The organism is uncultured Nostoc sp., assembly GCF_964245445.1.
Lineage (GTDB): Bacteria > Cyanobacteriota > Cyanobacteriia > Cyanobacteriales > Nostocaceae > Nostoc.
In genome coordinates this window covers 1-11,577 of sequence record NZ_CAXTNE010000249.1, presented here as the reverse complement: position 1 = coordinate 11,577, position 11,577 = coordinate 1, and the positions used below count along the sequence as shown (strand labels likewise).

Sequence of the window (11,577 nt, the reverse complement as noted above, 5' to 3'; positions counted from 1 at the left end):
ATGTCGGCAGTGGCGGCACTTTTAACCTCTCTGACTTGAATGGCACTAATGGCTTCACCATTCCTGGAGGTGGCGCCATAGGTCTTTCAGTTAGTTCTGCGGGTGACATCAATAACGATGGCGTTGACGACCTGATTATAGGCGCACCTTTTGCCTCAGCTAACGGCATCTCTGGCGCTGGGCAAAGCTATGTGTTGTTTGGGGGGCCAAATATCGGCGTTAGCACTTTTAACCTGACGGGAACTCCTGGTGCAGATACTCTTGTAGGCACAGCTAGCAACAACATTATCGATGGTTTAGCTGGTAACGATACCTTAACAGGCGGTGGTGGTCAAGATAAGTTTGTGATTCGCCGAGGCGATGGCAATGATATCATCACTGATTTTGGCGGTGTAGGTAAAGGCACAAATCCATCGGCGGCTGTGATTGCTAAAGTAGACACTTTGCAATTTACAGGGAGTGGCTTAACTGTCCGAAATTTGCTATTGACTCAAAAAGGCAAGATTCTAGAAGTTACCTTTGAAAATGTGGCTAATACCAAAGTCACTCTGCAAAACTTTCAGTTGGAAAACTTGCATAATCTGAAAGCTTCTGGAACAAGACCAACGATTAGCAATATCCTGTTTGATGGGCAAACTAGCATCATCGGCTTTAATGTCTTTGATGCCAATTCCACTCAAACTAGCCTGTTTGAAAAGAATACGGTGACATTCCTCAATGACCTATCCAACAACATTAAGGGTTTTGACAACTCTGCTGATGTGGTCAATGCTCAGGGGGGTAATGACAAAATCGACGGCAAAAGTGGCAATGATCTGCTGCGGGGTGGCGCTGGTAATGATACTTTCATTGGTGGTGCAGGCAATGATACGCTTGTTGGTGGTGCGGGTGCTGACAGATTTTTGTACAATACCAATGCTGCCTTTGCCTCTTCTGCTGTTGGTGTAGATGCGATCGCTGATTTTAAACACTCCCAAGATGACAAAATTATCCTGGATAAGACTACCTTTAGTGCTATTACTTCTGCTACGGGAACAGGTTTTAGTAATGTCAGTGATTTTAAAATCACTTCTTCAGCAGCAACCAGCACGGCAAAAATTGTGTATAACGCTGTGAGTGGACAGTTGTTTTACAACCAAAATGGCAGCGCGGCTGGTTTTGGTAGCGGTGGTCTATTTGCAACTCTGACTGGTGCGCCGACTTTGATAGGTTCAGACTTCATCATTCAAGCGTAGTAGATTAATAAAGCACATACCAATACGCTTGGGTTAAGCTTTTTTCTCTCCCCCTAGTGCCGCAGAGCGGAAGTCAAAAGTCAAAAGTCAAAAGTCAAAAGTCAAAAAGTTCATACATCAACCCTCGTGGCTGTTTGAAATGGTAGCTTGATTTACGCCGCGCTGTACTAGTGCTTTAAGAGATAAATTTCCTTAACCCAATATTTAGAAGAAATACTATAATCATTAACTTATAAAAATTAACTTAAAAATAGAGGTGAGGCATAGCCCCACCTTTGATTCTTAACTCAAAACTATTACAGCACCTGCTTAAAGAAAGTTACTAAATCATCAATGTTGGGTGTGTGAAGTAAATCTATTACTTCGGCAGCTTTTTCAGAAGGTATATAGTCATCTGGTACACCGATAATTGTAGTTCCCAAGTTTTGGGCGAGGTGATACCAAAAAGCCAATTTATCATCAACGCTCAGTGAAGTATACTCTTGAGTAGGAATTGCTGTTTCTCCTACCTCGCCTTGGTGTAGCAACTGACGCAAAGCAGAAACCTGTTCCTGCTGTGGCAGGTTTTGAATTTGTGCAACTAAATTCGCAGTCTTTTCATTCGTCACATCATTGAGACAGAGCGCTGGAATTTCATGAGAAATTTCAGTGTAAAGTAAAGCTAGCACACTCAGGCGATCGTCTGTATCCAAACTCTGAAATTTTGATACACTTTGTTCTAAAAAATTGACGTTCGTAGAAGTCATAAACACCTCAAAGTAATTAACTGCTTAATTAACTAAAAAAATATTGATTTAACTTTATAGAAAACACTACATCAAATATACCATTAATATAAACTAAGTATATTGAAATCAACCAAAAGACAGATTAATTAAACTGTGATTACTCTTAATATATCTATCGAGTACAAAACAAAGGGCGTTACAACTGTTAGATACAACTGGACTAAGGGCATACATAAACACAGAGTTTTAATTTTTAATCTGTGTTTATTTATCAAAAAAATGAAAACGCCAGTCATCAAAATTTGGCTTGATGTTAAGCGACTGGCGGATATAACAAGCTTTAAGAAAAGCGATATAACACTCTTGTCTTTCGCATGACGACGATGCTGCATATCGCAGGCTAGAGTTGGTAACCCTACACTAACACCAATCGCCTAAATTTGGTGAAAAGTAAAGACATTTTGATTCCTGAATTCTACTACAACCAAATTAACTTGGTATAAAAGGTAGCCTCAAGCAGCTTCAAAACTTCAAAAGTGCTAAATTTCAGCACCTGATTTTGCTTCAGCGCCCATTGGCGAAACATAATCACGGAAAAGAGTAATCTGTTGCTCAAACTCTAATCCTTGAATTTTGCCAAACAATTGTTGAGATTGTGAGGGAAGTTCATAGTCAGAAGGTACAGGAATGATAGTACCATTATCCATACCTTGAGATAATCGATACCAAAATAGTAGCTTAGTGGTATCACCCAAAGAACCATATTCACGAGAAATTTGGGTATCTACTTTATTAATCAAGTCACGCTGAACTTGTAATTGTTGTTCGTGAGATAATTCCTTAACTTGATTAAACAAACCTTCAGCAATTTCTGGGGAAACAGTGCTAGCACCAGGAGCAGCTGGCGTAATTGACTTACCCATTTCCTTGTAAACGAACCAAAACAAAGCCAGTTGTTGATCCACATCCAACTGTTGCCAAGCTTGAACATGTTCACGAATAGTTGGATCGCCAGTTTGTGTAAATGTCATTATTAACTCCAATTGCAATTAATTAATTTCATTAGCAAGGTTATCAAATGTACAATTGGCGTTTTACCCTACTGAAGACAGATGTATTGGAATCATAAAGAAGATCAATTATAAACAAAACATAAATTGGGCAACCTGTAGTCCTGCATTAGAAGTATTACAGTTAGATAAAAACCCAACATTAAAAGACAAAACAATACTTGCCTTTAGCAAAGTAATGGAAATGCTACCCAATTGAGATATTATCAGGGGTTATTTCTGTAGATAGATGTTAATTTGATTGTGGCAGTGCTTTTTAAGCACTGCCCAATTCAGCCATATCATATTAACGGCGACATCAAATAGGAATACGGCTTTTGCTATTATTTAGCTTATTCTCGCCGATCTTGATAATCTTCAGAAGACTTTGGATCTAGCTCCCAGCGATCGCCATCACGTTCCTCTAAAATATCGTTAGTACGCAGAAACGCAAAATCATCCATTTCTAGCCCTACTGCTGCTTCTAGCTCCTCAGTTACATTTTGATCGGGAGTGGAAGTGCTACCACCAACAGCTTCATCCCCCACTGCATCTGCATCTTGCCAATAAGCGTCAACATCGCCACCAGTGAGTTCAGGACTAGTTTCTGTGTACTCCTGTCTTTCTGCTCTCATTGAGCGCCCACCAATATTGTATCCCGGTAAGTCTTTCACACCAGTACCGTAGGATTCGGTAATTTCCTGTGGCAAATCATTGGTTTCAATTTCGTCATTATGATTTTTTTCTGCCATGATACTAGCCATTTTGTGCATTATCACAATAACGTTTTCCTGACACCCAGTTGTCTTACTAGAGATGTATAGCTTTAGAAATAAAATAATCTATCCCCTTGGAACGAAGCTTAACTACCCATCGGGTCATACCATTATAAATATGAATTCATGGTCAAACAACTTGTAGTTGAAGTTTTTAGTTATGAGTTAAGAGCTATAAAACCGAAATTATTCAGTAGCCAGGTTCTCACTCATAACTATTTATTATTGAGCAAAAAATCAAATTTAAGTTTAGCCATTTAACTTTATATTCATGCTTTTAACTAAAGAATTTTGAGAAGCGGAGGTAGACAGTGGAATACGATGAGTTCATTACACATGTACAAAGCCTTACCCAATCAGATTCTCGTGAAGAGGCAGAACGTGCTACCCGTGCCACATTAGAAAGCCTTAAAGAACGGATAGCAAATGATGAAACACAGGAACTAGCTGCAAATTTGCCCAAACAACTAGGAGATTATTTGCGAGGGAAAGAAGGAGATAGTGGTGGCTATTTCAACTTACAAGAGTTTATTGCTCGTGCAAGTCAAAGAGAAAATATAGATCCAACCACTGTAGCAATTCATGTTCGGGCTGTATTTAGTGTGTTGCAAAATGCCATCAGTCCAGAATTATATGCTGCCTTGCACTCCCATTTTTCTCACGATTACGAAGAACTGTTTGGGACTTGACCAAGAAGTGAAGATCCTGCATAGTAGGCAATTCAAACAAAATTTATCACGAAAAATTCTAGCTGCTTAACTTTGTAATCGATAAATATTGTAGCTAGTTAAATACTAGAAATAAACAGGTAATATAATCAATGACTGACCATAACACTCATTCCGGTAAGAAAAAAGTTGCCATTCTCATTGAACATGCAGTAGAGGATGCAGAATTTACAGTACCTTATAATGGACTAAAACAAGCGGGAATGGAGGTAGTAGTCCTCGGTTCCCGAATGAATGAAAAATATAAGGGTAAACGCGGCAAACTTAGCATCCAAGCTGATGGTACTACCACAGAAGCGATCGCAGCCGAATTCGACGCGGTGATAATTCCCGGTGGGATGGCTCCCGATCAAATGCGGCGGAACACCAACACAGTACGTTTTGTCCAAGAAGCCATACAACAAGGAAAATTAGTTGCTGCTGTTTGTCATGGGCCACAAGTTTTGATTGAAGGCGACTTGCTCAAAGGTAAACAAGCCACTGGTTTTATCGCTATTGCCAAGGACATGATTAACGCTGGCGCAAAATATCTAGATGAGCCGGTGGTAGTTGACGGAAATTTGATTACATCCCGTGAACCTGGAGACTTGCCAATTTTTACCACAGCTATTTTGAGCCGTTTGGGTTATAGTGGCAAAGATGCTGCATTACCAAATGAAAAAGACACAAGTGCTGAATGGTGGAAGCTGGCTGATGCTTGGGGTGGCTCAACTAAAGGTGAGATCACTAAAGGTTTAAATAATGCCCTTGCTGGTGAACGTTATTCGCTAGAAGCATTTGAAAACTACTTGCAAAAGGAATCAGATAGCGAAGTTAACTCAGTCTTTCAAGAAATAATTGCTAATAAACAGCGCCACATTCAAAAACTGGAAACTTATCTTCAGCTATTGGGCGAAAAACCTTCTTTAGGCGCGAATATTGCCAATCAGTATGCCAAGGTCAAAACTGCCTTGACCGGAAGTGATGATATATATCAGTTACGTTCTGCTTTAGGTGATGTGCAAACTGGTATCGGCGATATTGGCAATTTGTCTGCAATGTTCACTGATCCAGTAGCAACTGCTATTTTCAAAGAAATTTACCAAAATTTATTGAAATACGAACAGCGATTAGTAGAACTGTATCGGGCGCGAATAGGTACTCAGATTCAGCCTCCTAAGCCGACTACAGGGGCTGCTGTGTCAATGTAAGGTTTTTTGAACGTAGACGGCTACCGAAGAGGCGCAAATAACGCACAGAAAGAAGAGGGTATTCGCGCCTCTATGGTGAATTTACACTAATGGAGATATAAAAAGTGACTTCAACATCAGGGGATAAATCAAATACAAACCAGCCGGAAGCTAGTGAAGTAGAGCGTTGGGCATCCCTTATCGGTGGCGGTGCGATGGTGCTGATGGGTTTAAGACAAGGTTCATTGCGGGGAGCGCTGACGGCTTTAGCAGGTGGTGGTTTGGTTTATCAAGGTGCAACCAAGCAAAGCACAATCCAGAAAGCACAGGAAGCAATAGGTCTAAACCAACCCATCAAAGTTGAAAAGACGGTAACTATCAATAAATCGGCAGAAGAATTATATCGCTTTTGGCACGACTTTGAGAATCTGCCCACATTTATGAAGCATCTCAAATCTGTCAAGGTGCATAACGAAAAACGTTCTCACTGGATAGCCAATGCACCCTTGGGTAACAGTGTAGAATGGGATGCAGATATTCTCGAAGACCGGGAAAATGAATTTATTTCTTGGGCTTCTGTAGAAGGTGCAGACATTGATAATTCTGGTTTTGTCCGCTTCAAAAAAGCACCAGGCGATCGCGGCACAGAAGTTAAGGTTGTTTTGGAGTATAACCCACCCGGTGGAGCATTGGGAGCTACCGTAGCTAAACTTTTTGGTGAAGAACCAGAACAGCAAATTGGCGATGAATTGCGCCGCTTCAAGATGCTAATGGAAGCAGGCGAAATTGCCACAACAGAAGGCCAACCTTCTGGACGTAAGTAGTTATTTGTTCTTTGTCCTACCCTACGGGAAGCCGCTGGCGCGTCTATGTCATTTGTCCTTTGCCTAAAGCGAATGACCAATGATTAATGACCAATGACTAATGACTAATGACTAAGGATTAATAACTATGAAAGCAGTCTGCTGGAACGGTGCTAATGATGTGCGGGTACAGTCGGTACCAGATCCGACAATTCTCAACCCGCGTGATGCGATTATTAAAATTACTTCCACGGCGATTTGTGGCTCTGATTTACATATATATGGCGGCTATATTCCCACAGTGCAACAGGGTGACATTATTGGTCACGAATTTATGGGAGAAGTCGTGGAAGTTGGTAAGGGAGTCAACAATTTAAAAATAGGCGATCGCGTTGTTGTTCCTTCCACAATTGGCTGTGGTAATTGCCATTATTGCCAACATGATAATTGGTCATTGTGCGATAACTCCAATCCCAACGGTTGGATTCAAGAAAAATTATTTGGCAATATCACCTCAGCCATTTATGGCTACTCCCACATGCTAGGTGGTTATGCAGGCGCACAAGCAGAATATATCCGTGTACCCTTTGCTGATGTGGGTGTCGTCAAAGTTCCGCCAGACTTGCCGGATGAGATGTTGTTATTTATCTCCGATGCTATTCCCACTGGTTATATGGGCGCAGAATTATGCGATATTCAACCAGGTGATACTGTAGCCGTTTGGGGTTGCGGTGCTGTTGGACAATTTGCTATGATTAGCGCCTACATGATGGGAGCCGAGAAAGTGATCGCTATAGATCGCTTTCCCGAACGCCTGGAAATGGCGAAAAAGTTTGCCAAAGCAGAAGTGATTAACTACGAAGAAGTTAATGCTGGCGAAGCGTTGAAAGAGATGACTGGTGGACGTGGCCCCGATGCTTGCATCGATGCTGTTGGTTTAGAAGCACACGGTGTTGGTTTAGAAGACTTCTACGACCAGACAAAACAAAAGCTCAGATTGGAAACCGACCGTCCCCACGTTCTGCGGGAAATGATGGTCGCCTGTCGTAAAGGCGGGACTCTTTCAATCATGGGTGTTTATGGTGGTTTTGTAGACAAACTACCATTTGGTGCAGCCTTCAACAAGGGTTTAACCTTTAGGATGGGACAAATGCATGGACAAAAATATATGCATTTGTTATTGCAGAAGATTTTGGATGGAAAACTTGATCCATCCTTCGTTGTCACCCATCAATTGCCTCTAGAGCAAGCACCCCACGCCTATCACATCTTTCAACAAAAAAAGGATAACTGCATCAAAGTTGTTCTTAAACCCTGAATAGTGAATAATGATTTAGGGTTTTGAATTGTACACCCAACATAATGCAATTGAGGTTTTTTATGAATCGAGTAAGTTCTTGGCTACGAAACATTCGTATTTCCCAAATCCTTGTAGTTTTCCTGGTAGGATTTATGTTTTTACTGGGTCAAGCTTTTACCTACGTTAATGTAGCACAAGCTGATGTTATAACTCCAGAGGGTACTTATTATAAAGGAATCCCAGACGGAAAAGGTGAAATCAGAAACGATACCCAAACAACAAAAACCCAAAATCCATTAAAAAAAGCTGCTGATAATATCCGCGAAAAGCTAAACTTGGATGAAGAAACTCCTCGAGCTACAAAAGATTTTCTTAAGTCTACAAAAAATACAGTTGGAGACAAAGTTCAGCCATTGACAGGAACTAAAGAAGGTTATTACCGAACTCCTCCTAGCAAGTAACTGAGAGATAGAATGTAGACTCGTAGCAATTTTTGAGTCTAACTGTAAAACAACCTGTGAAAATTTACTGAGACGCGATAACTATCGCGTTTCAAAATCAGGCTAAATCGAGTGTTTATCTTGATATTAACGAGCTAGAAATGATAACTAAGGACTAAATAATTATGAAAGCAGTTTGCTGGCATGGAGCAAACGATGTGCGGGTTGATACAGTTCCCGACCCCAAAATTATTAACCCACGCGATGCCATTGTTAAAATTACTTCTACGGCAATTTGTGGTTCAGATTTGCATATTTATGACGGCTACATTCCCACCATGCAAAAGGGCGATATCCTTGGTCATGAATTTATGGGGGAAGTCGTAGAACTTGGAAGTGCAGTTAAAAATGTTAACATAGGCGATCGCGTCGTTGTTCCTTTCACCATCTCTTGCGGTAGCTGCTTTTTCTGCAATCGAGATTTATGGTCACTGTGCGACAACTCTAACCCCAATGCTTGGTTAGTAGAAAAGCAAATGGGACATTCGCCAGCAGGTCTATTTGGCTACTCTCATTTATTCGGCGGTTACGCTGGTGGTCAAGCAGAGTATGCAAGAGTACCCTTTGCCGATGTCGGCTTGTTCAAAATTCCCGATGGTTTAACGGATGAGCAAGTGCTATTTTTAACTGACATTTTCCCCACTGGTTACATGGCAGCCGAGAACTGCAACATCAAACCTGGTGATATTGTCGCCGTTTGGGGTTGTGGCCCAGTTGGACAATTCGCCATCAAAAGCGCATATATGCTAGGTGCGGAAAGGGTAATCGCCTTTGACCGCATTCCCGAACGGCTGCAAATGGCTAAAGAATACGCCAAAGCAGAAGTTCTTAATTACGAAGAAGTGAATGTAGGCGAAGCACTCAAAGAAATGACTGGCGGTCGTGGCCCCGATGCTTGCATAGATGCAGTAGGAATGGAAGCACACGGCACAGACTTTATGGCGTTTTACGACCAGGTAAAGCAAGCAGTACGTCTAGAAACAGACCGTCCAACGGCATTACGGCAAGTAATAGTGTCTGCTGCTAAAGGTGGTCATGTATCACTTGCGGGTGTGTACGGTGGCTTTTTAGATAAAATCCCGATGGGTGCTGCCATGAACAAGGGATTAACCTTCAAAATGGGACAAACGCACGTCCATAAGTATTTACGGCCCTTGTTAGAACACATCCAAAATGGTGACATTGATCCAACCTTTATCATCACCCATACTTTACCTTTAGAACAAGCGCCCCACGGCTACGAAATTTTTAAGCACAAAAAAGATAACTGCATCAAAGTTGTACTCAAACCGTAGTAGGGAATGGGGAGTGGGGAATAGGGAATGGAAACAAGGAAAATAACCATGCCCAATCCCCCAATCCCCAATGCCCAAAATTAAAAGTATAAAGAGGCAAAAAATATGTCCGATAAAACCGTTATTAAAGTAGACTCTAGCAATTCCCCTAAAGGTGAACTTGGTCAAAAATATCTTGCATCTGGCAAAACCGTTTCTATGCGCCTATGGGAGAATGAGCAACCGAACGAACCTAAAGAGCCAACAGCGCGAGAATATGAAACTGTTGGTTATGTAATCAGTGGTCGTGCAGAATTGCATATTGAAGGGCAAACAATTTTACTAGAGCCTGGAAGTTCTTGGGTAGTACCAAAAGGAGCCAGCCATACCTATAAAATTTTAGAATCATTTACTGCTGTTGAGGCAACCAGTCCACCTGCTCAAGTTCATGGGCGAGACGAAAACTGATTTGCAGTTATCTGAAGTTTTGCGATCGCTAAAAACTTATAGCTGTTTTCAAGTGCATGGAATATAAAGCCTTCCTAGGGGAACAACAGTGTTGTTCCCCTTTTTACTTTGACTCCCTATGGAGCCTAGTAAAGCGATACAGTCAACTACTGTCTTTTGGTTATACCTTTCTCGAAAGAAGCCAGAGCTTTTTGAAATCCATTCCTAGACAGAACTATAAAGAAAAAAGCCCTAGTCGGAATACTTATTTAAAAGTATTTTTTTTATCTGACTAGAGGCTGATGAAGATAAAGCATTTGATTAGTTTCCTAGTAATAAGAGGCTACACAAAATCGCATAAAAGTTTGGCAACTGTTTGATTTTGTGTAAACGACATCTATTAACGAGGAATTCAAATGTTTTATCACAATAAGAAACTTCAGTATTTTAAGCCACCAGAAAAACCAGATGCGGTTTACGCAATGAAAATTCAAGAACTCATCGGCGGCACTTTTGGTGAAATGACCGTGATGATGCAGTATCTGTTTCAGGGTTGGAACTGTCGAGGCCCTGCCAAGTACCGAGATATGCTGCTAGATGTTGGTACTGAAGAAATCGGTCACATTGAGATGCTGGCAACAATGATTGCCCATCTTCTAGATAAAGCGCCGATCAAAATGCAAGAAGAAAGCGCAAAAGATGCGGTAGTAGGTGCCGTGATGGGCGGTAGTAGCCCACGAGATGTAATTATGGCGGCGGCGATGAACCCCCAACACGCTATTGTGTCTGGTTTGGGTGCAACACCATCTGATAGCGTCGGCTATCCTTGGAACGGTCGTTATATTGTCTCCAGTGGTAACTTGTTGGCAGATTTCCGGTCTAATCTCCACGCCGAAAGTCAAGGGCGTTTGCAAGCAGTGCGACTGTATGAGATGACAGACGATCCAGGAGTGAAAGATACCTTGAGCTTTATGATCGCTCGTGATACCATGCATCAAAATTTGTGGCTAGCAACCATTGAGGATTTAGAAAGCTCTGGATTGGAAACCACACCAGTTCCCAGTTCCTTCCCATTGGAATTGGAGAAACGTGAGTTTTCTTATCAGTTCTGGAATCACTCAGAAGGCACAGAAAGCTCTGAAGGTCGTTGGGCAAAAGGCCCCTCAATGGATGGCAAAGGCGAATTTGAGTATGTAGAAAATCCCCAACCACTAGGCCCAGAACCGCAACCTCCTGTGCCCGATGCACGACTGCATGGTACCTCGAAAATGCCACAGGCATAAGGCAACGGTTCGAGCGCACCCCCTTTGACTGAGCGTATAACAAGCATCGGTGGCTAATCATTGGCATGAAGTTAGGATTCACATCTGTTCTAATAACACTTGATTCCCCCAATTCTCCTGGCAAAGGAGGGTTGGGGGAATTTTAGCAGATAAATATGCATCAGCTAGCTAGCACTCATTTTGTAGTTTGATAGATTAAGAACAATGCGATCGCCGAAATAACAAATGCCATCGCCGAAATAACAAATGCCATCGCCGAAATAACAAATGCCATCGCCGAAATAA

At 41.7% G+C, this 11,577-nt stretch carries 11 protein-coding genes and 1 pseudogene; 9 read left to right on the top strand and 3 right to left on the bottom strand.

Annotated elements, in window-relative coordinates:
- Positions 1-1,235: pseudogene (locus ACFE90_RS29865) on the top strand (hypothetical protein); the annotation flags it as partial.
- Positions 1,236-1,531: 296 nt separating this feature from the next.
- Here ACFE90_RS29865 and ACFE90_RS29860 read toward each other — a convergent pair.
- The 3 genes from ACFE90_RS29860 to ACFE90_RS29850 form a co-directional block, all read right to left on the bottom strand.
- The gene (locus ACFE90_RS29860) at positions 1,532-1,981 is read right to left on the bottom strand and encodes an orange carotenoid protein N-terminal domain-containing protein (RefSeq protein WP_375505981.1); all 450 of its coding nucleotides are present in this window, start codon (positions 1,979-1,981) and stop codon (positions 1,532-1,534) included.
- A gap of 521 nt (positions 1,982-2,502) precedes the next feature.
- A complete protein-coding gene (locus tag ACFE90_RS29855) occupies positions 2,503-2,994 on the bottom strand; it encodes an orange carotenoid protein N-terminal domain-containing protein (RefSeq protein ID WP_375505980.1) in 492 nt (163 codons plus the stop codon).
- Between the two features lie 371 nt (positions 2,995-3,365).
- Positions 3,366-3,764 carry a DUF6335 family protein gene (locus tag ACFE90_RS29850; RefSeq protein ID WP_375505979.1) on the bottom strand — a complete coding sequence of 133 codons (399 nt, stop codon included), beginning with the start codon at positions 3,762-3,764 and terminating at the stop codon, positions 3,366-3,368.
- Between the two features lie 335 nt (positions 3,765-4,099).
- Here ACFE90_RS29850 and ACFE90_RS29845 point away from each other — a divergent pair, with 335 nt between their 5' ends.
- The 8 genes from ACFE90_RS29845 (at position 4,100) to ACFE90_RS29810 (ending at position 11,292) form a co-directional block, all read left to right on the top strand.
- On the top strand, positions 4,100-4,477 hold the full coding sequence (locus ACFE90_RS29845; protein ID WP_375505978.1) for a DUF2267 domain-containing protein: 378 nt from the start codon (positions 4,100-4,102) through the stop codon (positions 4,475-4,477).
- Between the two features lie 131 nt (positions 4,478-4,608).
- Positions 4,609-5,706: a DJ-1/PfpI/YhbO family deglycase/protease gene (locus ACFE90_RS29840; protein ID WP_375505977.1), complete on the top strand. Its 1,098-nt coding sequence runs from the start codon at positions 4,609-4,611 to the stop codon at positions 5,704-5,706.
- A gap of 104 nt (positions 5,707-5,810) precedes the next feature.
- Positions 5,811-6,509: an SRPBCC family protein gene (locus tag ACFE90_RS29835; RefSeq protein WP_229465756.1), complete on the top strand. Its 699-nt coding sequence runs from the start codon at positions 5,811-5,813 to the stop codon at positions 6,507-6,509.
- A 127-nt stretch (positions 6,510-6,636) separates the two neighbouring features.
- Complete coding sequence (locus ACFE90_RS29830; protein ID WP_375505976.1) at positions 6,637-7,806, top strand: zinc-dependent alcohol dehydrogenase; 1,170 nt, start codon at positions 6,637-6,639, stop codon at positions 7,804-7,806.
- Positions 7,807-7,868: 62 nt separating this feature from the next.
- Positions 7,869-8,249, top strand: a complete 381-nt coding sequence (locus ACFE90_RS29825) for a hypothetical protein (protein WP_375505975.1) — start codon at positions 7,869-7,871, stop codon at positions 8,247-8,249.
- A 164-nt stretch (positions 8,250-8,413) separates the two neighbouring features.
- Positions 8,414-9,583 (top strand): zinc-dependent alcohol dehydrogenase, encoded by a 1,170-nt coding sequence (locus tag ACFE90_RS29820; protein WP_375505974.1) that lies wholly within the window; start codon positions 8,414-8,416, stop codon positions 9,581-9,583.
- A 105-nt stretch (positions 9,584-9,688) separates the two neighbouring features.
- On the top strand, positions 9,689-10,030 hold the full coding sequence (locus ACFE90_RS29815; RefSeq protein ID WP_375505973.1) for a cupin domain-containing protein: 342 nt from the start codon (positions 9,689-9,691) through the stop codon (positions 10,028-10,030).
- A 395-nt stretch (positions 10,031-10,425) separates the two neighbouring features.
- Positions 10,426-11,292, top strand: coding sequence for a manganese catalase family protein (locus ACFE90_RS29810; RefSeq protein ID WP_375505972.1), 867 nt, complete (start codon positions 10,426-10,428; stop codon positions 11,290-11,292).
- Positions 11,293-11,577 lie beyond the last annotated feature (285 nt).

Bases quoted from the DNA above. Each gene is read 5' to 3' on its own strand.
- ACFE90_RS29860 (WP_375505981.1), bottom strand. From the start codon at position 1,981: ATGACTTCTACGAACGTCAATTTTTTAGAACAAAGTGTATCAAAATTT.
- ACFE90_RS29830 (WP_375505976.1), top strand. From the start codon at position 6,637: ATGAAAGCAGTCTGCTGGAACGGTGCTAATGATGTGCGGGTACAGTCG.
- ACFE90_RS29840 (WP_375505977.1), top strand. From the start codon at position 4,609: ATGACTGACCATAACACTCATTCCGGTAAGAAAAAAGTTGCCATTCTC.
- ACFE90_RS29855 (WP_375505980.1), bottom strand. From the start codon at position 2,994: ATGACATTTACACAAACTGGCGATCCAACTATTCGTGAACATGTTCAA.
- ACFE90_RS29850 (WP_375505979.1), bottom strand. From the start codon at position 3,764: ATGGCAGAAAAAAATCATAATGACGAAATTGAAACCAATGATTTGCCA.
- ACFE90_RS29825 (WP_375505975.1), top strand. From the start codon at position 7,869: ATGAATCGAGTAAGTTCTTGGCTACGAAACATTCGTATTTCCCAAATC.
- ACFE90_RS29810 (WP_375505972.1), top strand. From the start codon at position 10,426: ATGTTTTATCACAATAAGAAACTTCAGTATTTTAAGCCACCAGAAAAA.
- ACFE90_RS29820 (WP_375505974.1), top strand. From the start codon at position 8,414: ATGAAAGCAGTTTGCTGGCATGGAGCAAACGATGTGCGGGTTGATACA.
- ACFE90_RS29815 (WP_375505973.1), top strand. From the start codon at position 9,689: ATGTCCGATAAAACCGTTATTAAAGTAGACTCTAGCAATTCCCCTAAA.